The sequence below is a fragment of the Pseudomonas sp. P4_C4 genome (assembly GCF_056402055.1).
Genome location: NZ_JBFUID010000049.1, coordinates 14,918 through 37,791 on the forward strand (window position 1 = coordinate 14,918; position 22,874 = coordinate 37,791).

The following is a 22,874-nucleotide window of genomic DNA, read 5'->3' on the forward strand; positions in this document are numbered from 1 at the left end:
TTTCAGGGCTTAATCTTTTTAAGATCCTCGAGTAGCTCGACCAATTTCTGCAGTTTCTTCTCACCAAACTGCCGCTGGATCTCGAGGTAATTGCGCTCCATCCCCTCGCTCATCGACAAAAAGCATTCATGTCCTTGCTCAGTCAGATTGAGGAAAATGCGTCGCTGATCTTCAGCCGATTTCCTGCGAATAACCAGGCCGTCGCGCTCCAGGCGCTTGAGTACACCGCTCATGCTGGGTTTGAGAATACAGGCCTGATGTGCCAACTGGTGGCTTTCAAGTTCGCCCTGTTGGCGCAAGATTCGAATGACTCGCCACTGCTGCTCGGTCAAGTCATGATCGTTAAGGCCAGGACGGAAAAACGTCATTACCGCTTCGCGAGCCTGGAGCAAGGTGAGTGTCAAGGAAGGTCTGGGATTGGACATTTTGATTGGGCTATGTGAACAAGCCAACAGCTTACGGTTGGTGCTTCAGTAGCGCAACCGCCTGGAAATCGGCCGCACACCTGTGTCCAGAAACAAACACGATTCAGCCGCAAAAAAACACAAGTCGTTAGCGAAAACCCGAATGTCGCTGGCGATACTCTCCTGGTGTCATTGCAGCATTGCGCTGAAAAAAACGACTGAAATACGCCGGGTCCCTGAAGCCCAGCAGGTAGCATATTTCATTTGCCGAACTGCCCGTGAACAACAGTAGACGCTTGGCTTCCTGCATGACTCTTTCGAACACCAAGCGCTTGGATGGCAAATCGGCAATACGTCGACAGACGTCGTTAAGCCGCGCTTCGGTAACACCAATGGCCTGCGCATAACGGCCAAGCGCCCAGTGCTCCAGATAATGCTCTTCAATCAGCGCATTGAATCGATGAAAGATCTGCAAGTCTTCACGTCGCGTGGGCGTCGCTTCGAGAGGGTTTGCGCACAGCCGTAATACGCTGACCATGATCAGTCGAGTCAGGCTTAACACCGCAGCACTGTGACCGGCGGCCCCACTGTTCATCTCCCCTCGCAGTTCTTCGAATAGAAATGTCAGTCGCCGCGCTTCGCTTTGCAGCTCAGGCTTCAGGTGATCAAGCGCCACACAAGCAGGGGGCAGTTGCGGACCCAGTGCCAGCCCGGGATCGCTTTCGATCAATTGCCAGATCAACTGCTGGCGAACGGTAAGCACGTGGCCGTCGCTGTCCGCCTCCGTCACGAAAGAATGGGGAATTGTCGGTGGGGTGAGAAAAAACATGGGACCCGACTCGACGTACTGCTGATCATCAAGATAGACCCTCACCGTTCCGCTCTTGACGTAATGCACCTGGAAAAATCGATCGTGGCGGTGCACTGGCATGTTGCGCCCAAAGAAACCCGCCAGGTTGCCGAGCTTGTCGTAATGCACCTCGCTATCGCTGTAGCGCTGATCGTAGACCTGGCCGATGTTGATGTTAGGAATTGGATACCGATCGTTCATCACACACTTCTCATTTTTCTTAGTCCCGACATCCCCCGCCCCCCATGGTGCACCCGTTGCGAGTAAATCGCCATGAACGATAAGGTGCTTGACGATCATTAACATATTAACTATAACGATAGCATGTTAACAATAATCAGGCCGGACACCTCCAGTCCCGCCACTGCCAGGAGAGAAGCATGAGCCATGCCTTGCATGACATTGCGACCGGCACCCTGCTCGGTGTAGCGCTGAACTACCAGGGATTGCTGCTGAAGCGCCTTTCTGAATTCGAGCAGCCGCCGTATCAAAAGCTGCCTGTCAAACCGGTTCTGTTCATCAAGACGCCGAATACGCGCAACGTACATGGCGGCGCCGTGGTGCATCCCGGTGCAGGAGTTTCATTGCAACCTGGCCCGGCTCTGGGGGTGGTGATCGGCAAGGATGCCAGTCGAGTCAGTGTTGACGAGGCGATGAATCACGTTGCTGGCTATGCCATCGTCAACGAATTCAGTCTTCCGGAAGAGAGCTATTACCGCCCTGCCGTGAAAGCAAAATGTCGCGATGGTTTCTGCGCCATCGGCCCTGAATTTGTACCGCGCGAACAGCTTGCCAATCCGCATGACTTGACCCTGCAACTACGAGTCAATGGCGAGCTTCGACAGGAAGACTCCACCGCAAACTTCGTACGCAAGATTCCTCAGCTGATCGCCGAAATCAGCGAGTTCATGACCTTGTATGCCGGAGATGTGTTGATCACCGGGACACCTTCGGGTCGTGTCGATGTCCTGCCAGGTGACCGCGTAGACGTAGAAATCCAGGGTCTGGGATGCCTGACCAATGTCATCGTTGCCGAGCAGGAGGGCACCGTATGAAACACGCTCGTATCCGATTCGAAAGCCAAATACATTCCGTCACGGTTGATGCAGACAACATCGTGCATCTGAGCGATGGCCGCTCCCTCAGTGAAGACCAGGTCGAGTGGCTGCCGCCGGCCCATGGCAACATGTTTGCCCTCGGCCTGAACTATGCCGATCACGCTGCCGAACTCGCCTTCGCGCCGCCAACCGAACCTTTGGTGTTCGTTAAATCAACGGGCACCTATACCGGCCACAATCAGATCACCTGGAGACCTGACAACGTTGCCTACATGCACTATGAGTGCGAACTGGTTGCGGTCATCGGCAAGCCTGCGCGCAACGTCAAGCGTGAAGATGCGCTGAGCTATCTGGCGGGTTACACCGTATGCAACGACTACGCGATCCGCGATTACCTGGAAAACTACTACCGCCCTAATTTGCGGGTAAAAAACCGTGACGCCACGACCCCGGTGGGTCCCTGGATTGTCGATGTTGCAGATGTCCCCGATCCGGGCAATCTGAAACTGCGCACCTGGATCAATGGTGAGCTTCGCCAGGAAGGCTCGACCAAAGACATGATCTTCGACATTCCTTACCTGATCGAATACCTGTCCAGTTTCATGACCCTGCAGCCAGGCGACATGATCGCCACCGGTACGCCGGAAGGCCTTGCAGACGTAGTTCCAGGCGATGAAGTGATCGTGGAAGTCGAAGGCGTTGGTCGCCTCGTTAATCGAATTGTCAGCGAAGCGGATTTTTTCTCCGCCCGTAAAGAGGCTTGAGCAATATGATCAAACATTGGATCAATGGCCGTGAGGTCGAAAGCAAAGATACCTTCACCAACTACAATCCAGCCACCGGCGAAGCGATTGGTGAAGTGGCCAGCGGCGGTGCCGAAGAAGTTGCACAGGCGGTGGCGGCAGCCAAGGAAGCCTTTCCTAAATGGGCCAATACACCGGCCAAAGAGCGCGCACGACTCATGCGCAAACTTGGCGAACTAATTGAGCAAAATGTTCCACACCTGGCCGAGCTGGAAACCCTGGACACGGGCCTGCCGATCCATCAGACCAAAAACGTGTTGATTCCGCGCGCTTCGCACAACTTCGATTTTTTCGCCGAAGTCTGCACCCGCATGGACGGCCACAGTTACCCGGTCGACGACCAGATGCTCAACTACACCTTGTACCAGCCGGTGGGCGTTTGCGGCCTGGTGTCACCCTGGAACGTGCCGTTCATGACGGCAACATGGAAGACAGCACCGTGCCTGGCACTGGGCAACACTGCCGTGCTTAAAATGTCCGAGCTGTCGCCGCTGACGGCCAACGAACTGGGTCGCCTGGCCGTCGAAGCCGGCATTCCGAACGGTGTGCTCAACGTCATCCAGGGCTATGGTGCTACTGCCGGTGACGCGCTGGTCAGGCACCCGGACGTACGAGCGATCTCCTTCACCGGCGGCACTGCCACCGGCAAAAAAATCATGCAAACCGCCGGCCTGAAAAAGTATTCCATGGAACTGGGCGGCAAGTCCCCCGTGTTGATCTTTGAAGATGCCGACCTGGAGCGTGCCCTCGACGCGGCGTTGTTCACCATCTTCTCGCTCAATGGCGAGCGCTGCACCGCCGGTAGCCGTATCTTCATTCAGGAAAGTGTTTACCCGCAGTTCGTGGCTGAGTTCGCGGCACGTGCCAAACGCTTGATCGTCGGTGATCCACAAGACCCGAAAACCCAGGTCGGCTCGATGATCACCCAGGCCCACTACGACAAGGTCACCGGCTACATCAAGATCGGCATCGAAGAAGGCGCCACCCTCCTCGCAGGCGGCCTGGAACGTCCGGCCAACCTGCCAGCCCACTTGAGCAAAGGTCAGTTCATCCAGCCGACGGTGTTCGCCGACGTGAACAATAAAATGCGCATTGCCCAGGAAGAAATCTTCGGTCCGGTAGTGTGCCTGATTCCGTTCAAGGATGAAGCCGAGGCCCTGCAACTGGCTAACGACACCGAATACGGCCTGGCGTCCTACATCTGGACCCAGGACATCGGCAAGGCGCATCGTCTGGCCTACGGCATCGAAGCCGGCATGGTATTCATCAACAGCCAGAACGTGCGTGATCTACGTCAGCCGTTCGGTGGCGTGAAAGGTTCCGGTACCGGGCGCGAAGGTGGCCAATACAGCTTCGAAGTTTTCGCCGAAATCAAGAACGTCTGCATTTCCATGGGCAATCATCACATCCCTCGCTGGGGATTGTGAGCAGCCGATAGCCGCTGCTGAAGGCTGCGATGAGGCGCGCATCAGCTCATCGCGGTTCTCACTGGCCGCTGAATTGAATCGACAAGAATAATTTCAGGAGAATCATCATGGGCGAAGTCGTCCTGGCAGCAAAAGTTTGCCATGTACCGTCGATGTACTTGTCCGAACTGCCGGGCAAACACCACGGCTGCCGTGCTGCAGCTATTGCAGGGCATAAGGAAATAGGTCGTCGCGCGCGTGAGTTAGGTGCCGACACCGCCGTCGTGTTCGACGTGCACTGGCTGGTGAACAGCGGCTACCACGTGAACAACGGTGAGCATTTCAGTGGTGTTTACACAAGCAATGAACTACCGCATTTCATCAAGGACATGGTTTACCACTACCCAGGCTGCCCGGAACTTGGACAACTGATCGCAGAGGAAGCCAACGCGGCCGGGGTGCGCACGCTGTCGCATAACATCCCGAGCCTGGAACTGGAATACGGCACCCTGGTGCCCATGCGCTACATGCACATGGATGTACCTGCAGCCGAAAAACTCAAGGTGATTTCCATCGCGGCCTGGTGTGCCTGGCATCGTCTGGAAGACAGCTTCACTTTCGGCGCCGCCGTACGCCGCGCAATCGAGAAGAGCGACCGCAAAGTCCTGGTGCTGGCCTCCGGTTCTCTGTCACACCGTTTCTCTGACGATCGCGAAGCGGAAGCCAATATCCACAACTGGACRCGCGAATTCGACAAACAGGTCGACATGCACGTGGTCAAGCTGTGGCGTGAAGGTCGATTCAAAGAGTTCTGCGCGATGCTTCCTGATTACGCCGAACACTGCTTCGGCGAGGGCAAGATGCACGACACCGCAATGCTCTTGGGTCTGCTGGGCGGACCGGACTACAACAAGCCGGTCGAAGTCCTCACAGAGCCCTTTGGCAGCTCCGGAACCGGCCAGATCAACGCCATTTTCCCGCTCTGAATTTCGCTCAAGCGGCAGGGACGCGCCCGCCGTTCAGCGCAACTGCCTACCAGGAGGGCACATGCCGCATTTTATTGCTGAATACACCGACAACATCGAGCTACAGGCCGACTTGCCGGGCCTTTTTGAAAAAGTCCACGCGACACTGGGGGGCAGCGGTGTATTTCCGCTGGGGGGTATCCGAAGCCGAGGCGTTCGACTGGATACGTGGCGCATGGCCGACGGTAAACACGATTACGCCTTCGTCCACATGACGCTGAAGGTTGGCCATGGCCGCGACCTGGCGACGCGCCAACAGGTCGCTGAAAAGCTGTTCGAAGTCATTACCGCGCACTTTGCTCCGCTGCAGGCGGAACGTCTGCTGGCGCTGTCGTTTGAAATGATCGAGCTGCACCCCGAGCTGAACTTCAAGCTCAACAACGTGCATGCCTTCCTCAAGCAGCAGGCGAATTAGCAAGCCCTCCCCCCCAACGGCCACTCTCACAAAAAGTACAAAATCATGAGCATAGCCACTTCCGCTACACAGCCTTTGAGCGATGCCTCAATGTCCACCCACCGCACAGTGACTTGGCGGCTGATGCCACTGCTGCTGGTGTGTTACCTGTTTGCTCATCTTGATCGGATCAACATTGGTTTCGCCAAGATGCAGATGGGCGCCGACCTGCAGTTCAGCGATACCGTCTACGGCTTTGGTGCGGGCCTGTTCTTTATTGCCTACGCGATGTTCGGTGTACCCAGCAACATCGCTCTGGATCGCATCGGGCCACGACGCTGGATCGCTTTGTTGATGGTCGTCTGGGGGACCCTGTCGACCAGCATGCTGTTGATCAAAAACGCTGAGGGTTTCTACGCGTTGCGCTTCTTGCTCGGCGTCGCCGAGGCCGGATTTTTCCCAGGCATTTTGGTGTACCTGAACCGCTGGTATCCAGCCAGCAGGCGCGCACAAGTAACCGCGTTGTTTGCCATTGCCGTGCCGCTGGCCGGGGTCGTCGGTGGCCCTCTATCGGGCGGTATCCTGCAAGGCTTTCATGATGTTGGGGGCCTGCGTGGGTGGCAGTGGATGTTCCTGATTGAAGGCGCGCCAGTCGTGCTTCTCGGCTTGCTGGTACTCAAGGTGTTGCCTGACAACTTCGAGTCAGTCAGCTGGCTGAGCAACGAGCAGAAAGACCAACTGCGCAACCAACTGRCTAGCGAAGAGCAACGCAAATCCATCATCTCGTTTGGCGGAATACTGCGAGATCCTCAGGTCTGGCTGCTGGTGGGCATCTATTGCGCGGTCATGTTGGCGGTCAACACGCTAGCTTTCTGGATGCCTACACTGATTCACAGCTCCGGGATTGGCAGCGATGGCAAGGTCGGCCTGCTCAGTGCTCTGCCCTATCTGGCAGGCTGCGGTTTCATGATCGCCTGCGGACGCTCATCGGATCGGCGCCGCGAACGCCGGTGGCACTTGAGTGTGCCATTGCTCATGTCAGCCCTCGGTATCGCCGTAGCCGGACTTTTGCCTGACGATCCCTTCATGGTAATCGGCGGATTGGTGATTGCCGGTATGGGCGCGAGCGCCGCACTACCGATGTTTTGGCAGCTGCCTCCCGCATTCCTGTCAAACAGCACCCAGGCGGCGGGCATCGCCTTGATCAGCTCTCTGGGAAGTATTGCCTCGTTTCTGACACCCAATCTGATTGGCTGGATGCGTGACACCACCCACAGCGCCAGCCTTGCCCTCTACGTCCTCGCGACCTTGATCGTCGCAGGCGCCTTCCTGGTGCTGCGCACGCCTGCCGCCATCGTCAATCCTCATTAAGAGATCCACGTCATGCTCGATCAAGAATTTATCCAGCAAGCCGCTGCTCAACTGGACAACGCCGAACGCTCTCGTGAGCAAGTCGGGCAGTTCTCCATCGCGCATCCACAGATCACCATCGAAGATGCCTATGCCATTCAGCGAGCCTGGGTGGCGCAGAAAATAAAGAACGGACGCAAGCTGGTGGGGCACAAGATTGGCCTGACCTCTCGGGCCATGCAGGTTTCATCAAACATTACAGAACCGGATTACGGGGCGTTGCTTGACGACATGCTGTTCGACGAAGGCACCGATATCCCCTTCAACCGTTTTATCGTGCCGCGCGTTGAAGTGGAGCTGGCATTCATCCTCGGCAAGCCGCTCAAAGGCCCGAACGTGACCATTTTCGATGTACTGGATGCTACTGAATGGGTGATCCCTGCCCTGGAAATCATTGACGCGCGTATTCAGCAGATCGATCCCGAGACCAAAGCCACGCGCAAGGTCTTCGACACCATTTCCGACAATGCGGCGAACGCGGGAGTGGTCATGGGTGGCCGTGCTGTGCGCCCTCATGAAGTCGACCTGCGTAAGGTGCCAGCCGTTTTGTACCGCAATGGCGTGATCGAGGAATCAGGGGTTTCTGCCGCGGTGCTCAATCATCCCGCGAAAGGTGTCGCCTGGCTGGCCAACAAGCTCGCCCCCTACGACGTCACGTTACAACCGGGGCAAATCATTCTGGGAGGGTCGTTTACCCGTCCAGTGGCCGCCAGTCCAGGCGATACCTTCCATGTCGACTACGACATGCTGGGCTCCATCTCCTGCCGCTTCGTCTGACTCCTGGAGGACTGATTCATGGATATGCCCATCAACACATTCAAACAACGCCTGAAAAGTGGCAAGGCTCAAATCGGCCTTTGGCTCGGTCTGGCCAACCCTTACTGCGCAGAGCTGGCAGCCAATGCCGACTTTGATTGGCTATTGATCGACGGCGAGCATGCGCCCAATGATATACGCAGCATGCTTGGCCAATTGCAGGCGATAGCGCCCTACACTAGTCATCCAGTGATCCGCCCTGTCGCTGGCGACACAACGTTGATCAAACAGATTTTGGACATCGGCACACAGACTTTACTGGTGCCGATGGTCGAAAGCGCCGAACAAGCGCGAGAGCTGGTGCGTGCCGTGCACTATCCGCCCAGTGGCGTGCGCGGTGTAGGCAGCGCGTTGGCGCGGGCGTCGCGCTGGAACAGCGTGCCCGGCTACCTGGACAAGGCTGACGAGCAAATATGCCTGCTGGTGCAGATTGAAAGCCTGAAAGGCCTGGAGAATCTGGATGCCATCGTCAACGTCGAAGGCGTTGACGGGGTGTTTATCGGCCCTGCCGACCTCAGCGCTGCGATGGGCCATCGCGGTAACCCGGGCCATCCCGAAGTTCAAGCAGTAATTGAAGACACCATCATACGAATCCGCGATGCCGGCAAAGCGCCCGGCATTCTCAGCGCCGACGAAAGATTGGCCAGACGCTACATCGAGCTCGGCGCGGCATTCGTAGCGGTCGGCGTCGACACCTCTGTACTGATGCAAGGCCTGCAAGCACTGACAAGCAAGTTCAGAAATACCCCGGCCACGATCAGTACCGGCGGTGTTTACTGATTTCAGGTCAATTGCAAATGCTCACCGCTGGCAGACATCAATGCCAGCGGTGACCATTCCGCCTCAACGCTTCAGTGTCTTCAATTCATTGAGTAACACCAACAACGTCTGCAACTTCTCCGCGCCGAAGCGCTCCTGCAAGCGCTCATAGTTCTCTTCCATGCGCCCACTCATACTTTCAAAGCAACGGTCTCCGGCAGCGGTCAGTTTCACCAGCACTCGGCGCTGGTCGTGTTCTGAGCGCCGTCGTTCGACCAACTCTGCGGTCTCCATCCGCGCCAGTACGCCAGTCATGCTGGGCTTGAGAATACATGCCAAGTCCGCCAAGCGATTGATCTCCAGTTCGCCCTGCTGGCTGAGAATCCGCACTACCCGCCATTGTTGCTCAGTGAGGCCTATATCCTTCAGAGAAGGCCGGAAAAAGCTCATGGCCACTTCACGGGCCTGGAGCAGGTTGAGTGTCAAAGACTGTCGGTGCTTGGGCATTTAGAAACGGCTCAAAAATCAGTTAGCATGTTAATAATCTTATCACGCCGAAATAGCGATGACGTTTCTAGCGTCCATAAAAAAACGGCGCATTTAGGCGCCGTCCATTTGGTCGCTAACCAGAGCACGTCAGAGCCTGATAACCGCTTTCAACACAGTCTTGAAGGTTTCCAATTGGTCGTCGCTGAATTGACTGAAGACTTTTTCCTGCTGTTCTCGGGCTATTGTCCATAATCCTTCTGTTTCATCGATACCTTTAACGGTCAGACGCAAGCGCTTATCTTCTTCACAGACCAGCCCCTTACGAGTGAGATTGGCGACGGCCTCTTCGATTTCCCGCTCGGGCATCGCCACCTCCCGTTGCAGATCCGTGAGGCTCAACCCTGCATCGTTCTCCAGCACCATCAACATACGCGCCTCACTTGTCCGCAAACCTGTCGACAATTGCCGCGGCTGATAGCTTGCTTGATACGCGCGCAATGCTTGGGTCATGAGGTAGTACAAATTGTGGCTCAGCCTTCCTTGGAAGTGGCTGCTCGGCGGCTGACCTTCAGCACTTTTTGTCATGCGCGTGTGGGGCAACACCATGGAGTATGCGCCCTGGTGGTACAGCAACGGCGAACGACCAAAATCATCGAAAGCCATTACCCTACCGATCATGATCCAATGATCACCACCGTCCACCTGCTGATATTTTTCGCACTGAAAACGCGCTGAGCAATCAGCAAGAATGGGCGCCCCTCCGTGACCTGACTCGTATTCGATGCCAGCAAAACGATCGTCTTTCGGACGAGCGAAATTGTTCGACAAATCAATTTGATCTGCAGCAAGTACATTCACGGCAAAGTGGGTAGCGGCAGCAAATACATCATGGCTGGTTGATCGCTTATCGATACTCCAGAGAATCAACGGCGGATCGAGCGACACCGAGTTGAAGCTATTGGCCGTCACCCCCACTTTTCGGCCATCGTGATCGGCGGCTGTCACCACTGTCACACCGGTGGCGAAGTTACCTAAGGCGCGGCGAAATGCACGCGAATCGAAGGCAGAAGAAGCTGCAATTTCATTAATATCGGACATGCAAGACTCCCGAGCACGCCCCCTGGGCGCGCTCTGATTATTTTTATGAGGGGCTTGTGGCTTGACGGCGAACGGCCTTAGGCCATTGAGGGATCGGGCTCAAGACCCATCAGTTCGCGGCCAAGTATCTGTGCACAAACGTCATAGTCGGTATAGGCGTGCGCCCCCGTAAGATGTGCGTCGCGGAAAAGGCGTTGCAACTCGTTGGTTTCAAACCAGGCGCCGCCGCCGGCCGCTTCCATCAGACGGTCCACAGCCTGGATACACATTTTCGTGGCATAACCTTGATTGGTACGCCAGAACGTGAGCGTGGTGCGGCTAGGGTACTCGTGGCGCTCGCTGTATTCGGCAATCTCCTCCCAGCTTTTTTCCAGCAACGCTCGGGCAGCCGCAACTTGATGCGTGGATTCGGCCAGGCGCATCAATGCCGGGGTGGCTGCGCCGACAGCGGCACCGGTGTAGGCACGGACGCGGTTGCGGGTTTTCTCGCGGAAGACATCCAGCATGCGCTCGGCAATACCCAGGCTGACAGTCGAAAAACCGCTGGCGAAATAAGGTCGATAAGGGGCGAAGAAAATCTTGCTGTCCGGATACAAACCAAAGCCCGCCGACTTGCCTTCGATCATGTCCTTGGCTTTCTGGATTCGGTGCTCGGGCACGAAAGCATTCTTGACGATCAGGGTTTTGCTACCGCTGCCACGCATACCAACGGCAAACCAGTCATCACGAATTTCGTAGTCACTGCTTGGCAGCACCGCGAAACAATAATCCCGAGTGCCTTCGGCATTCTCGCGAAAGAACCCCATGATGGCCCATTCGGCATGATCACAGCCTGAACTCCATCCCATCTCACCACTGAAAGTGACGCCTCCCTCCACCTCCTCGGTGCGACCAAAAGGCGCGATGCTGCTACTGGCAGTAGCATCGGGGTCATTTCCCCACATCTCATCCTGCAGCTTGCTGGAAAACATTGCGATTTGATGACTGTGAGTACATAGAAGGCTCATGGCCCAGGCCGTGCTGGCACAGGAACCGGCCAACAATGCGATGCAGTCGGCAAACTGAGGCAGAGAGATCTCCATGCCGCCGTACTTTTTCGGCTGCAACGCATGGTGCATACCAATGCCTTTGAGCAAAGCGATATTCTCGGCGGGAACACAACGCGCGCGTTCGGCCTCGAAGGCATTAGCCGCGATAGTAGGCAGAACACCTTTCAGGTCTTCCAGCAGCGGGTTTGGAGTTTTCATGGGCGGTCTCTTTATTATTGGATAGTGGCGCTCCGCTTGGCAGACGCTTGCGAACAGCGCCAGAAGGCACCGTACGCTAGATGGCAAGCGGGTAAGCGCGTCAGCACCCGTTCAGTATGAGGTGCTGGGGCACTACGAAAAATGCACGTTACAAATAGAAGATTGCACTTTTCATAGAGTCTTTAAGCAACGAACAAAACGCGAAGAAGAATGGACCTGAAAGTGATGTTCATCGCTGACTGTTTAAAGATGGCCGCTGCCCTTCCCTCCTGACTTGCCCCCCGCGCCGCCGACTTACCGACAACAGATCCGAGCGAAAAGCCTCATACAAACGAAACGCAATGACTTGTAGAGCGTCGACCAAGCGAAGCAATTTTCACTGCAACAAAGCCTTCTGCTTGAGCACCCTATACCGCGCTAAAAACAACAAAACAAGCTTATTTCGAGCGAACATTTTCCTGCTGGATTGAGCACAGTCAAGGTAGAATTTTTCACGCACAGGCAATATACTAAACACTGCGTATACTAATTATTTCCTTGACGAGAGCCATCCTGGGCTTTTGTTTTTTAGAAACAAATGCACCTGGGTAAGGGATCTTGAAAATGTCGACTAACAAACCTGTATCGACCAACAAATCGATAGTGGGTCGCCCACGAAGCGAAGCTACACGCCGTCAGATCCTGGATGCCACCATCAGGCTGCTGCAGGAAAAATCCATTCAAGCCATCTCAATCGAGGCGATAGCACGAGAAGCTGGCGTTAGTAAATCAACCATATACCGGTGGTGGGACTCCAAAGCGTTAGTCGTTATCGACGCGTTCATAGAGAACCAAATGTTGAAAACAGCCTTGCCACGAGAACTGGGTCCGAGAGAGGCAATTGCTCAGCACTTCCGCTCCCTCGTAGACCAATACTCTGGTTGGGCCGGTCGACTGGTCGCACAAATACTCGCGGAAGGTCAGTCAGATCCCTCTACTTTGAGAGATTTTCGAGAGCGGTTTCATTATGGAAGGCGCGCGATAATTCGAGAAACGCTAGAGGAATGGAGGGTGAGCGGCGAGATATCTCCCGATACGGATATCGAGATACTGATGGATTTGATTTACGGGGCCGTTTACATGCGACTCATGATTGGACACGCCCCACTTAACCAAGCGTTTGCCGAGTCGCATATAAACTTTGTGTACCACTTACTGGGTGTCAAGAGCACTGACCCCGAGGCCTAGTCGTTATTAATCAAGTTCAGTGCGCAGGCGTTGAGTTGATCGGATACCGACGTCGAGCCATTGGAAACGAACACCCCGCTCATCTCGCTATAAGACTGATCGAAGTACTCGCCCCAATTGGGTCATTTCTTTTGCGTAGCGCGGACGAGCTTATCGGCAACGCCCATCAGCACATTGTTACCGGCTACCCAGACGCCCAGGTTCTGAACCGGAGTGGAACGTTTGGCCTTCGGATCCTCGCGTCCCATCTCCGGGTTTTTATGACAGGCAACCGGCGCGTTGAGTATCAGCCTGCGTAAACAGGAATTGGCATGGTCGCACCACACGATCTCAGCCTCACGACCTTCGATTACCTTCACCGCATAATCAGGGTCGGCCAGCATCTGCCGTGCCAGCATGCTTGCATCGACATCGCCGTCCCAAATAGCCGCCGCCGCTTGCCGGGGATCTGGAGTACTGGAAAGGAACAGGAGCACCCCGCTACCTAGTGCCTTGCGGAAGGCCTGCGGCTCCCCGTGGTTCAGCATGTTGCCGGAAGTACTCGGCACATTGTCACGCATCGACTCGTAGTTGCCCTCGCTTAGGGAGATGAAGTCCAGGCCGACCTCGGCGATGTGCGCTGCGACCTCAGCGTAACCCTCCGGCCCCTGGCCGTCGGGCATATGGTCATTCACACTCATACGCACCCCCACCGGATAATCCGGGCCGACTTCGGCGCGCACTGCTGCAACCACATCGCGCAAGGCTCTAGCGCGATTCGCAACCGAACCACCGTATTCATCGCTGCGTTGATTGGCCAACGGGGACAAAAAGGACGAGTAGAAGTAGCACATGTGTGCGCCAATCTCGACGCCATCGAAACCACTAGCCTTGGCCCGGCGTGCACCGGCGACGACGCTCGCCTCGATGTCCTTGATCTCCTGGATGCTGGCCTCGTGTGGCACTGGTGTTATTCGGCCACCGGGGATATGGAGATGGTTGGGCAAGCCGCCAGCCCCCAGGTTCACCGGCTTCGGGCTGGCCGCCAAAATCCACTGACCGTTGCGCGGCACGCCCATGCGGCCGAAGCTCGGAAACAGCTGCGCGAACACTGCCGCACCACATTCATGTACAGCATCGGACACACGCTTGAGGTCATCGACGAATGCGTCTTTGTCAAAGCGAAGGTTTGGCGAAAACGGCGACTCATTCCAGGCTCGTTCGCTGCATACCGATCCACCAACGATGACCAGGCCCACCCCGCCCTGCGCACGACGCTTGAGGAACGCGATGGTCTGCTCACTTGGGCGGCCGTCCTCGGTCGGGCGAAGTACCGCCATCGGCCCAAGGATAATGCGGTTTTTAATCTGCAATCCATTGATCTGCAGCGGGCTTGCCAGCACCTTGGCTGCATTGCTTGTATTCATCGAAATGTTGGTCATGGTCAAAACTACTCTTGCCTGTATAGGGTCGGCTTGCCGGGTTCAATCAACTGAATCCGAATCGACTTACATGATTGAGTTGGCGCCACCGTCCACGGGAATATTGATCCCGGTGACCCATTTAGACTCATCAGAGGTCAGGTAAAGGCCTGCCCAAGCGACAGCGATCGGCTCGCCCGGCTTACCSGTCAGGGTGCGCTCCACGATCGGGGCCACGGGTGCCTTGTCGCCAAACTCCCGATACATCGCCTGAACCGGCGGGGTGTTCATTACACCAGGGCTGACCGAGTTAACCCGTACACCAACAGCGATGCCTTCTGCGGCCAGTTGGCGCGTCAGGGCAAGGACCGCACCTTTCGCCGCGGCATGTGCAGCCTGCGGCAGCGCTCTCGCTCCCTGCATGCCAGCACCGGAGCCGATGTTGACGATGGCACCTTTGGACTTCACCAGATACGGCCAGGCAAGCTGGCAAGCGCGCCAGACAAGATCGAGTTCATTCTGGATAGTGAAGACATAATCGGCGTCGCTCTGCACCGCAAAAGGCGCAAAACGCGGCAGACTGGCATTATTGTAGAGCGCGTCAATGCGGCCATACCAAGCGGCAGCACCATCGATCCAACGCGCTACATCGTCGCGGTCGCTGAGGTCAACAGGAGCGACCACGTCGATGGAATGACCATCGCTTTCTACCAATTTCGCGGTTTCTGCGGCCGTCTGCGGATTGATGTCGCAGCCGACGACGATCGCACCTTCGCTGGCGAACAGGCGAGCTGTCTCGCGCCCCATCCCACTGCCAATGCCGGTCAGTAAAACCACCTTGTCCTGCAATCGCTTGCTCATACCAATCCTCTCGTAAGGGACTTCATATTTTTGTTGTTTTACATCACGCCTTACGGGTACCTAGACGAAAGCAGAGGGCGGACAAAAGCCCCAACGCCAATGCCGCCCAGCCCAAGCTGCCATAGCCAACATGCAGGGCGAGCACGCCCCCCAGGAGTGGGCCAGTAGCCGAACCCGCCATGACCATCACCGGAGTGGCTGCGACCACGCGACCGGACGGATCCAGTCGCGCAAGTACCCCGAATGCGAACACATGGGTGAATGTGACGACGGCGATGAGAACTGAGGTCGCTACGATGTAAACCCCGTAACCACTGAACTGGGTCACAGCAACTGCTGCAGTGGCTTGTATCAGAGGTCCCGCCATGACTACGCCCGAGGCCGGCAAGCGGCGTTCAAGGAGACTGGAAAGGGCGACAGGTACGAGATTCACGAAGCCACTGATGACAAGCACCGTGGTGATCTGCGCCGCGCTGAATCCGTGCCAGCCTCCTACACGCTCGATGAATCCGAAGACCATCGAATGGCTCACCATCAATAGACTCACGCCAGCGATGCCGAACCATACTCGCGCAGGCAACTTGGCGAGCTTGGATCGATCGTGCTGGATCGCACGGGCGGCCTTCGGAAAAGCCAGCAGTGCGGCGAGTGCGGCAGTAAACATGATGCCCGACATTGTGTAGAAGAATATGTTCGGGCCGTTCTTGCCCACTAGCGGAGGCAGCGTCGCCATCACCAGGATGGACAGTAGGCTCAGCGAGCTAAATGCCATTGCCGCTGTGCGGTGCGGATTGGCAGTGCCACCCATCGTCCCGTGAACGATCGACAGGCCGCAGCCGACCGCCAGACCTGCCACGACATGCGCCGAAGCCAAAAGGGTATAGCTACCACTTACGCTTGGCATGCTGGCGAAGGCCATACCCGCCACGGCATAAGCCGCCGACGTTATGCGCTTGCGGTTGAGTCGGGATAGTTTTGGTGCAATACACAGGCTGCTGAGCACGACCGACCCGAGGAACAGAGTCAGAAGGAACCCGGCACGCTGCGGATCAAGTGCCAGTTGCCCGATCAGGACGATTCCAACCCAGATCGGCAAAGTGGTGATATCCATCAGGCCAGCGCAATGCCCGATGACGAGCGCCGCGGTACCGTAGCGGGCTTCCTTCCGGTTGCCAGCAGCCTTCGTCAGAGAGTCAGAAACAGAATGTGAGCTCATTGGTCTTTAGCCTTTAGGTAGCCGACAAGCAATTCAAGGTCGGCGTCGGTTATTTCGGTTTTACGAAATGCCGGCATGATCAGTACGCCGTTGCGAACGAAATACTTGATGAAGGCCGGGGGCATGTCAGTGCGCTCTTCCAATGCAGCCGGTAAGCTGCCGCCATACTTGGCCGCCAGCGAAGCTGTGCCAGGCATGCGTGAAGCTGCGACGTGACAGATCGCACACCACTGATCGAAAACCTGCTTGCCACGCTGACCCGGTTCGACGTCCCTGGCCGGTTCGGAGGCGACTGCCAGACCTGCCAGCATCATCAGCACGATGAAACTGTTCGTTTTCATTTGGTGCCCTTCCTCAAATGCTTGGGCCAGATGCCGTAGCGGCCCGGCGAAAGAGTTCCGTTAGGATCGATGGCGTCCTTGATGACCTCGTTCAAGTGCAGCAGGCTGTTGTTGTTGTACGAATACAGGCCCATGGCCTGGTCCTGGAATTCCGGGTGGCAACGATATTCGCCCCAGCCATGCTGTGCGCCAATATCGAGCAGCGTCCGATACGCCTTGATGGAGGCTTTGTTCATCGCCGTATCATCGGTAATCGGGAAGCCCACGATGAAAAGGAAAGCGCGCTCGAAAAACGGCGCAGGCAACGCAAAAGGCCTGAGGTTCCAGATCGGCACATTCTGCAGCGCAGGCATGGTGCGGTGCGCTTCTTCGAAGACACGGTTGGCTTCGAGGATGCCTTGCGCAGTCTGTGGAATGACTGGAGAGAACCACATATGGCCGCGCATTGGGTGCGGGTTGCCTCCGGCACGCGTGCCCATACCGAAGAAGTCCATGTTTGGTACACCCACATCCTGTGGGTAAACCGTCCACTCAGCGGAAGCCTTGCGCGGATCGGTCTGAATCTGGCCAGCCTGAAAGCGCACTCCCTTGATCGACTTTGCGGCCAGCTCCTGTACCGCCTCCCACTGGGCCTGGATCACCTTCGGTGGTCCGTAGAACTTCAGGTTAAGCACCCAGTAAGGAATGTTGTTGTCCTGTCCATACTTCTGCAACTCTGCCGAAAAGCCAACGCTGGCTTTCGCAACCAGCTCGGCATGCGGTTTCTGCAACTGCGGCGGGCCATCATAAAATGCGTCGACAAGGTGTTTCGTGTAATTGCTGACACCCAGCAGCGGGCTACCCATTTCCGGAGCACCAGGGGCTAACCCAGTGTTCTCGACGTACTTGAGCAATTCCACTACCGCGTGCAGGTCGTCATAACGCGCGGCCATCACCATGCCATGCATGAAGGCTTCTGGTGCCGGCATCAACCAAATGCCCATCTTGGTGACAACGCCGAAATTGGACTGGGAAAAAATGCCATCCAGGATCGGCCCCATGCCCATCTTGAATTGCCCCCACGTCTGGGAACCGGGAAGCGCTCCCATTCCTGTGCGAACCACCTCCCCATTTGCCAGCACCACCTCCATTCCGCAGTGCGAATCGAAATGGTTGCGAAAGCGCGACAGCGTGTGACCTACTCCATGGTCAAGCGCATTGCCAACCACACTGCCCCAGCCGGGGTCGGCGACATCCAACCACACTTTCAGGCCACGTTCCTGGATGTAGTTATACAGATCGAAATAGCTGACGCCGGGCTCCACGATTGCGTAGCCATTGCTTTCGTTGACCTCAATGATGCGGTTCATCCGCTTCAGATCCAGCACAACACTGCCGCCATGATTGGGCGCTGAACCACCGTAGCCGAGGTTTTTGCCGGTGGAAATCGTATAAAGCGGTATGCGGTGCTTATCGGCAATGCGCACGACCGCCTGCACCTCTTCAACCGAACCGGGCGCCACGGCAGCTGATGCGCTTCGATCCTCGGGCGTGTCGCGCAGCGGGGAATAAGAATCACGGTAGGGAAACAGATCCTCGTCCTCAACGAAGACCCATTCTTTTCCGACTACACCAGCAAACGCCTGTAGCGCGACGGAAAAAACTTCGGGGGAAACATTCGGGGGTGTTCTCATAATTCACGCGATGATCCATGAAACCAAAGGATTGGGTTGGCTCGCCGGTACGTCGTACTGATGCAGCACAACAGTACGGCGCGACTGGCTGCGTGCTTGTTCTGCAAGGCAGTGCCAAACCTCGCGCGTGGTGAGTCCGGCGACAGCGCCACCTTGCTCACGCCAAAACGGTACGAGCGATTCCTGCCAAAGCCTCGTGAGTCCATTCGTGACTTCAAGCCGCGCACTGCCTTTTTTGGCATGCTCAATGGCGAAAGCCAGGCTTTGCGGCAATCGGCGGTCCGTCACGACAAAGCGAACGTCAAACTGACTGGGGTCGAATGGTTCTCGAGCGATCTCTCCGGATGGCTTCGCGAGCACCGGTAGCGCCCCCAGCATGGCGAGCGTCGCGGCACTTGCGGTGGACACGAGAAACTGGCGCCGCCCAAATCCGAGATTGGAAATATTGGGGATCGACATGCTCACTCCCCGAAAATGTTGAGGAATGTAGCGGAGCTCTGAACCCCGATTAAGAGACTGAGATCGGCGTCGAGGATCGAGCCGTTGGTATCGCGCGTCGAAGCAGCGTTGACGGGGAAGTTTTGGAAATCAGCGGACGCGAATTGCTTGTCGCGTTCAGCCACCTGTTCACTGGTCGAGTGCCAGATGCGGCCCACAATGGTAACGGTCGCAACATCGCCTTTCAGGCTCGAACCCTGATGCATGTTTGTTTCCTCCGCGCGTTCTTGTTGTTGTGCCCGTGACAGGCTTCATATGCGCGAAACAAAAAATATACGATCCGTACCGTTTTGTGCAAGCTTACTTTTTTCGGTTTCGTCAGCTGGCAGCCTTCACCTGCCTACAGAGTCAGCCCTCATGGGCCTTCCACACTCGCCAAGCCAAGCCCAAAGCGTTTTTTTACATTGCTTCTTGAGTGGTCTGTTGGCTACGATCAGAAACGCCTCAGCTTGATTTCAGCAGGCAGCCGCCCACGCCGCAGAGTGAGCACATGCAGCTTTACGCTCCTGTTAAAATTAGTCATTTATTAAGGAATACTTTATGCAGGAGAAGTCTTTAGGACGACCACGCAGCGAAGCTACTCGACTGCAAATACTGAATTCGACCATCAAGTTGCTACACGAGAACTCTATTCAGGCCATCTCGATTGAGGCAATTGCAAAGGAAGCCGGTGTCAGCAAAGCAACGATCTACAGATGGTGGGACTCTAAAGCATTGCTCGTGATTGACGCATTCATTGAAAACCATCTTCTCAAGACCCCACTGCCAATTGAACTCGGTCCCAAAAAGGCCATCGCTGCTCATTTCCGCACACTGGTAGAGCAGTTTTCTGGTTGGCCAGGCCGAATACTTGCTCAAATCATAGCCGAGGGACAATCTGACCCTTCAGTATTACGAGCCTTTCGAGAGAGATTCCACTATGGGCGACGCGCGATAGTTAAAGAAACACTTGAAGAATGGAAACGCAGCGGCGAGATCCCAAGCGACACCGATGTCGAGTCGCTTATGGACATCATCTACTCAGCAGTCTACATGCGCTTGTTGGTTGGCCATGCCCCATTGAACGAGGAGTTTGCCAAGTCGCATATCGACTACATATACCACTTGCTGGGAGTAACGAACTCAGAAAACTGAACAGCACTGTTTGGCTGCTGATCGTTATAAAGTATGAGTTGACTCAGTCCCGATTCACCCTGAGAGGTGAATCGGGACTTTTTGACAGATAACGTCAACCTGGTGCTTTAGATAGGCTGCCCCAAGTATTGATAGGTTTTCAGCAATAGAGCCGCCGACTGCTCTCTATTTTTCAGTGGGTCTTCCTGCTCATAGCGACAAAGTTGTAATGAAGCTTCGCAAATGATTTTGCACCGTTCAAATCGGCGCTCGCTATACATCGCCAATGCCTCGTTAACAGATTGGGTCTTGGATATGCAGTCTGCAAGCACGACGGCATCTTCGATGGCCATGCCACCTCCAGACGTCATATGCGGTGTTGGTGAATGTGCAGCATCGCCGATGAGCACTACGCGGCCGCGGTACCAAGGTGCCGGCACCAGCGTGATATCCAGCGGACGGAAGATAACCTGCCTGGCATCGGTCACCTGCTCAAGAGCTTCCAATACAGCGGGCGCGGTATATTCGGCAAGGCGTTCGCGAATCATCGCGCTCGCTTGATCCTCTGGTACCCGCAGAGGCTCCACACTGTTCTCGAGATAAAACAGGTAGCAGCTGTTCTCCGATGTCGGGAAAGAACCCACCGTTTTCCCTGTCGGGCTGCGGTACAGACAGAACCCATCAATCTGAGCCGGACGCGGCGCGTTGAAACGCCAGACACTCTGACCTGCAAAATGCGGCCTGCACTCAGTACCGAAAACCTGATCGCGGAGCTTGGAGTAGGCTCCATCCGCAGCCACTACCAAGTCATAGGTAGCCTCGCGACCATCCGAGAATTTAACTTCGACGCAGTCCCCACGGTCGTCGAGATGTTCGATCGTCAACCCTTTATCCAGAACCGCCCCAGCCCCTTGCGCTGCCGACTCCAGGATTCGAGCAAGTTCTGGCCGACGGATGCCACAGCTGGGGGGGGCAGGGTCCGATCGCAGGAGTTGACCTGAGGAATCGAATTGCCGAAACGCGTCGAATCGCATACCACTGTCGAGACAAGGCTCCGCCAATCCGATCATGTCCAATGCTCGGACCGTGTTGTGTAACAGGCAAATGCCAGACCCTGCCGAGGGAATCCCCGGCTTGATATCAATACAGTGGACGTCCACTCCCGCCCTGCGCAGTGCATAAGCTGCGGTGGCACCGCCGATTCCGCTGCCTACAATCAAAATGCGTTTAACTTGACTCATTCTTGTCTCCTCTCCGCTTCTATGGCGGGTGGTAGCTGCTACTCAATTACACAGCTTGTTTGCCAATTCCGGTACATCGAAGTACGCCTCGGCAAGAGACATCCGCGACCGGGTATAGCCCTCGTATAGTCATCTGCGGCAAGCCTTCAGGCGTCGCGCAGTACTGCTTCAATTGCAGCGACGAGCAAATCCACTGGGCAGGACTGTCCAAGCCTTCAACTACCCTCGCATCCCGCGCTTCATGCCGCTCACCAGACATCGGCGTTGCTAAGAACAAACCAAATCTATACGTTCCGTTTTGTTTCCGCAACCATGCCGAGTAAAACCTAGATTTACGCAATAGAGCCATTGACAACGCCAATCTCAGACAACAATACTTTGTATACGCATCGTTTTGTTAGTGCTACCTTCAATTAGATAGCTATTCATAGCCGGAGCGCGGCTTACGTAGGCCGCCTCGCGTTTACTTCAACTCTCTCTGCCGTTTCGGAGCTCGACGCATGACCGCTAATTCCCAGTCTCCCGTGTTCGTTTCAAGCGCTGCCGCGCAGGCCGTTTTCCGTTGGAAAGATGCGATTGCCGCGCTTCAGGCCGCTTATGGGCAACATTTGCCAGCCAGGGCTACCCCGCCTCGTACCGTTGCAAGTCTTGAAAAAACCTGGCTTCGCACCTTGCCGGCAATTCCGGCAAGTGGACGCTACTTCGGCGCCAAGCTGATGGGGTCGAACATGGGCGATGCGCCACCGGGGATCGAATACGTCATCGTTCTGTTTGACCGAACGACCAATCGCATTGCCGCTTTCATTGACGCAAATCTGATGACTGGATTCCGGACTGCAGCTACGTCGGCAGCAGCCCTTGACCGCCTCGCCCCACAGAAACCTGTTCGTCTAGCCGTCATTGGAAGTGGGTTGGAAGCCTCGATGCACACCCGTGCCTTCGCAAGTGTCCGCGAACTGACCGAAATAACCGTCTACAGCCCGACGCCTGAACGGCGCGAAGCGTTTGCCACAGCGGCGACGCGAGATCTCGGTGTACCCGCTCGCGGAGTTGGTTCGGCACAAGAGGCCGTGGAAGGCGCCGACATCGTGCTGACTGCCGCACGCTCACGCGATGAAAAGCCGATTTTGTTCGGCGAGTGGTTGAAGCCGGACGCCATTGTCGTTTCGATCGGTTCGACCATCCCGGAGCAGCGTGAAATAGACATTTCCGTCGTAGAGCGCAGTGACTTGATCATCTGCGACACCCTGGAAGAAGTGCTGGAAGAGACAGGAGACATGCTTGCTGCCCATACCGCCGGGATCGAATTTCGACACAAAGCCTTCAGCCTGTCTGACCTGATGAGTGGCGCCTGCAGTGAGCAGTTGAAGCAAGCCAAGGCCCCGATGTTTAAGTCAGTCGGCGGTGGTCTTCAAGACATTGTGGTAGCGGAACTCATCCTGACCAAGGCACTTGAAGCAGGGCTCGCAACACCACTGCCAATCGATTTTGAAACAAAGCGCTGAGCGAACAGCGACGACTATCACCAACCCTGACTAACAGGAG

At 56.0% G+C, this 22,874-nt stretch carries 24 protein-coding genes; 11 read left to right on the forward strand and 13 right to left on the reverse strand.

Going from position 1 to position 22,874, the window contains the following annotated elements; translation table 11 throughout:
• Positions 1 to 2: 2 nt before the first annotated feature.
• Both hpaR (AC1DXW_RS22650) and hpaA read right to left on the reverse strand, forming a co-directional pair.
• Positions 3 to 425: a homoprotocatechuate degradation operon regulator HpaR gene (gene hpaR, locus AC1DXW_RS22650; protein WP_477756763.1), complete on the reverse strand. Its 423-nt coding sequence runs from the start codon at positions 423 to 425 to the stop codon at positions 3 to 5.
• Positions 426 to 552: 127 nt separating this feature from the next.
• On the reverse strand, positions 553 to 1,455 hold the full coding sequence (gene hpaA / locus AC1DXW_RS22655) for a 4-hydroxyphenylacetate catabolism regulatory protein HpaA (RefSeq protein ID WP_477760474.1): 903 nt from the start codon (positions 1,453 to 1,455) through the stop codon (positions 553 to 555).
• 179 nt (positions 1,456 to 1,634) lie between these two features.
• On the opposite strand from hpaA, the gene AC1DXW_RS22660 reads away from it, so the two are divergent.
• The 8 genes from AC1DXW_RS22660 to hpaI all read left to right on the forward strand — a co-directional run bounded on the left by AC1DXW_RS22660 (position 1,635) and on the right by hpaI (position 8,946).
• Entirely contained in the window at positions 1,635 to 2,309 is a 675-nt protein-coding gene (locus tag AC1DXW_RS22660) for a fumarylacetoacetate hydrolase family protein (RefSeq protein WP_223514704.1), read from the forward strand.
• Complete coding sequence (locus AC1DXW_RS22665) at positions 2,306 to 3,076, forward strand: fumarylacetoacetate hydrolase family protein (RefSeq protein WP_223457534.1); 771 nt, start codon at positions 2,306 to 2,308, stop codon at positions 3,074 to 3,076. Before AC1DXW_RS22660 ends, AC1DXW_RS22665 begins: the two co-directional genes overlap by 4 nt.
• A 5-nt stretch (positions 3,077 to 3,081) precedes the next feature.
• Positions 3,082 to 4,542 (forward strand): 5-carboxymethyl-2-hydroxymuconate semialdehyde dehydrogenase, encoded by a 1,461-nt coding sequence (gene hpaE / locus AC1DXW_RS22670; RefSeq protein ID WP_223457533.1) that lies wholly within the window; start codon positions 3,082 to 3,084, stop codon positions 4,540 to 4,542.
• A 107-nt stretch (positions 4,543 to 4,649) separates the two neighbouring features.
• On the forward strand, positions 4,650 to 5,507 hold the full coding sequence (gene hpaD, locus AC1DXW_RS22675) for a 3,4-dihydroxyphenylacetate 2,3-dioxygenase (RefSeq protein WP_095152395.1): 858 nt from the start codon (positions 4,650 to 4,652) through the stop codon (positions 5,505 to 5,507).
• 61 nt (positions 5,508 to 5,568) lie between these two features.
• On the forward strand, positions 5,569 to 5,961 hold the full coding sequence (locus AC1DXW_RS22680; RefSeq protein ID WP_223457532.1) for a 5-carboxymethyl-2-hydroxymuconate Delta-isomerase: 393 nt from the start codon (positions 5,569 to 5,571) through the stop codon (positions 5,959 to 5,961).
• A 45-nt stretch (positions 5,962 to 6,006) separates the two neighbouring features.
• Positions 6,007 to 7,311, forward strand: coding sequence for an MFS transporter (locus AC1DXW_RS22685; RefSeq protein WP_477760475.1), 1,305 nt, complete (start codon positions 6,007 to 6,009; stop codon positions 7,309 to 7,311).
• A 12-nt stretch (positions 7,312 to 7,323) separates the two neighbouring features.
• Positions 7,324 to 8,127 carry a 2-oxo-hept-4-ene-1,7-dioate hydratase gene (hpaH, locus tag AC1DXW_RS22690; protein ID WP_477754706.1) on the forward strand — a complete coding sequence of 268 codons (804 nt, stop codon included), beginning with the start codon at positions 7,324 to 7,326 and terminating at the stop codon, positions 8,125 to 8,127.
• Positions 8,128 to 8,145: 18 nt separating this feature from the next.
• Positions 8,146 to 8,946: a 4-hydroxy-2-oxoheptanedioate aldolase gene (gene hpaI / locus AC1DXW_RS22695; protein WP_218497878.1), complete on the forward strand. Its 801-nt coding sequence runs from the start codon at positions 8,146 to 8,148 to the stop codon at positions 8,944 to 8,946.
• Between the two features lie 63 nt (positions 8,947 to 9,009).
• On the opposite strand, the gene hpaR (AC1DXW_RS22700) is transcribed toward hpaI, so the two are convergent.
• The 3 genes from hpaR (AC1DXW_RS22700) to AC1DXW_RS22710 form a co-directional block, all read right to left on the reverse strand.
• Positions 9,010 to 9,432 carry a homoprotocatechuate degradation operon regulator HpaR gene (gene hpaR, locus AC1DXW_RS22700; RefSeq protein WP_477754707.1) on the reverse strand — a complete coding sequence of 141 codons (423 nt, stop codon included), beginning with the start codon at positions 9,430 to 9,432 and terminating at the stop codon, positions 9,010 to 9,012.
• Between the two features lie 129 nt (positions 9,433 to 9,561).
• On the reverse strand, positions 9,562 to 10,512 hold the full coding sequence (locus tag AC1DXW_RS22705; RefSeq protein WP_477754708.1) for a p-hydroxyphenylacetate 3-hydroxylase reductase component: 951 nt from the start codon (positions 10,510 to 10,512) through the stop codon (positions 9,562 to 9,564).
• A 77-nt stretch (positions 10,513 to 10,589) separates the two neighbouring features.
• A complete protein-coding gene (locus AC1DXW_RS22710) occupies positions 10,590 to 11,759 on the reverse strand; it encodes a p-hydroxyphenylacetate 3-hydroxylase oxygenase component (RefSeq protein ID WP_056723282.1) in 1,170 nt (389 codons plus the stop codon).
• A gap of 603 nt (positions 11,760 to 12,362) precedes the next feature.
• On the opposite strand from AC1DXW_RS22710, the gene AC1DXW_RS22715 reads away from it, so the two are divergent.
• Positions 12,363 to 12,986, forward strand: a complete 624-nt coding sequence (locus AC1DXW_RS22715; RefSeq protein ID WP_477754709.1) for a TetR/AcrR family transcriptional regulator — start codon at positions 12,363 to 12,365, stop codon at positions 12,984 to 12,986.
• A gap of 122 nt (positions 12,987 to 13,108) precedes the next feature.
• Here AC1DXW_RS22715 and AC1DXW_RS22720 read toward each other — a convergent pair whose 3' ends face one another.
• The 7 genes from AC1DXW_RS22720 to AC1DXW_RS22750 form a co-directional block, all read right to left on the reverse strand.
• Positions 13,109 to 14,407, reverse strand: a complete 1,299-nt coding sequence (locus tag AC1DXW_RS22720; RefSeq protein WP_477754710.1) for an oxidoreductase — start codon at positions 14,405 to 14,407, stop codon at positions 13,109 to 13,111.
• Between the two features lie 66 nt (positions 14,408 to 14,473).
• The gene (locus AC1DXW_RS22725; RefSeq protein WP_477754711.1) at positions 14,474 to 15,247 is read right to left on the reverse strand and encodes an SDR family NAD(P)-dependent oxidoreductase; all 774 of its coding nucleotides are present in this window, start codon (positions 15,245 to 15,247) and stop codon (positions 14,474 to 14,476) included.
• Between the two features lie 43 nt (positions 15,248 to 15,290).
• Positions 15,291 to 16,463, reverse strand: a complete 1,173-nt coding sequence (locus tag AC1DXW_RS22730) for an MFS transporter (protein ID WP_477760476.1) — start codon at positions 16,461 to 16,463, stop codon at positions 15,291 to 15,293.
• Positions 16,460 to 16,804: a c-type cytochrome gene (locus AC1DXW_RS22735; RefSeq protein WP_477754713.1), complete on the reverse strand. Its 345-nt coding sequence runs from the start codon at positions 16,802 to 16,804 to the stop codon at positions 16,460 to 16,462. Before AC1DXW_RS22735 ends, AC1DXW_RS22730 begins: the two co-directional genes overlap by 4 nt.
• On the reverse strand, positions 16,801 to 18,477 hold the full coding sequence (locus tag AC1DXW_RS22740; RefSeq protein ID WP_477760477.1) for an FAD-binding oxidoreductase: 1,677 nt from the start codon (positions 18,475 to 18,477) through the stop codon (positions 16,801 to 16,803). The genes AC1DXW_RS22735 and AC1DXW_RS22740 overlap by 4 nt, the downstream gene beginning before the upstream one ends.
• A 3-nt stretch (positions 18,478 to 18,480) precedes the next feature.
• Complete coding sequence (locus AC1DXW_RS22745; RefSeq protein WP_218497875.1) at positions 18,481 to 18,936, reverse strand: hypothetical protein; 456 nt, start codon at positions 18,934 to 18,936, stop codon at positions 18,481 to 18,483.
• 2 nt (positions 18,937 to 18,938) lie between these two features.
• Complete coding sequence (locus tag AC1DXW_RS22750) at positions 18,939 to 19,181, reverse strand: hypothetical protein (protein ID WP_218497874.1); 243 nt, start codon at positions 19,179 to 19,181, stop codon at positions 18,939 to 18,941.
• 334 nt (positions 19,182 to 19,515) lie between these two features.
• Between AC1DXW_RS22750 and AC1DXW_RS22755 the strand changes: the two genes are divergently transcribed.
• Positions 19,516 to 20,109, forward strand: a complete 594-nt coding sequence (locus tag AC1DXW_RS22755) for a TetR/AcrR family transcriptional regulator (RefSeq protein WP_056723297.1) — start codon at positions 19,516 to 19,518, stop codon at positions 20,107 to 20,109.
• A gap of 107 nt (positions 20,110 to 20,216) precedes the next feature.
• Here AC1DXW_RS22755 and AC1DXW_RS22760 read toward each other — a convergent pair whose 3' ends face one another.
• The gene (locus tag AC1DXW_RS22760) at positions 20,217 to 21,329 is read right to left on the reverse strand and encodes an FAD-dependent oxidoreductase (protein WP_477760478.1); all 1,113 of its coding nucleotides are present in this window, start codon (positions 21,327 to 21,329) and stop codon (positions 20,217 to 20,219) included.
• 500 nt (positions 21,330 to 21,829) lie between these two features.
• On the opposite strand from AC1DXW_RS22760, the gene AC1DXW_RS22765 reads away from it, so the two are divergent.
• A complete protein-coding gene (locus tag AC1DXW_RS22765) occupies positions 21,830 to 22,834 on the forward strand; it encodes an ornithine cyclodeaminase family protein (protein ID WP_056723302.1) in 1,005 nt (334 codons plus the stop codon).
• Positions 22,835 to 22,874 lie beyond the last annotated feature (40 nt).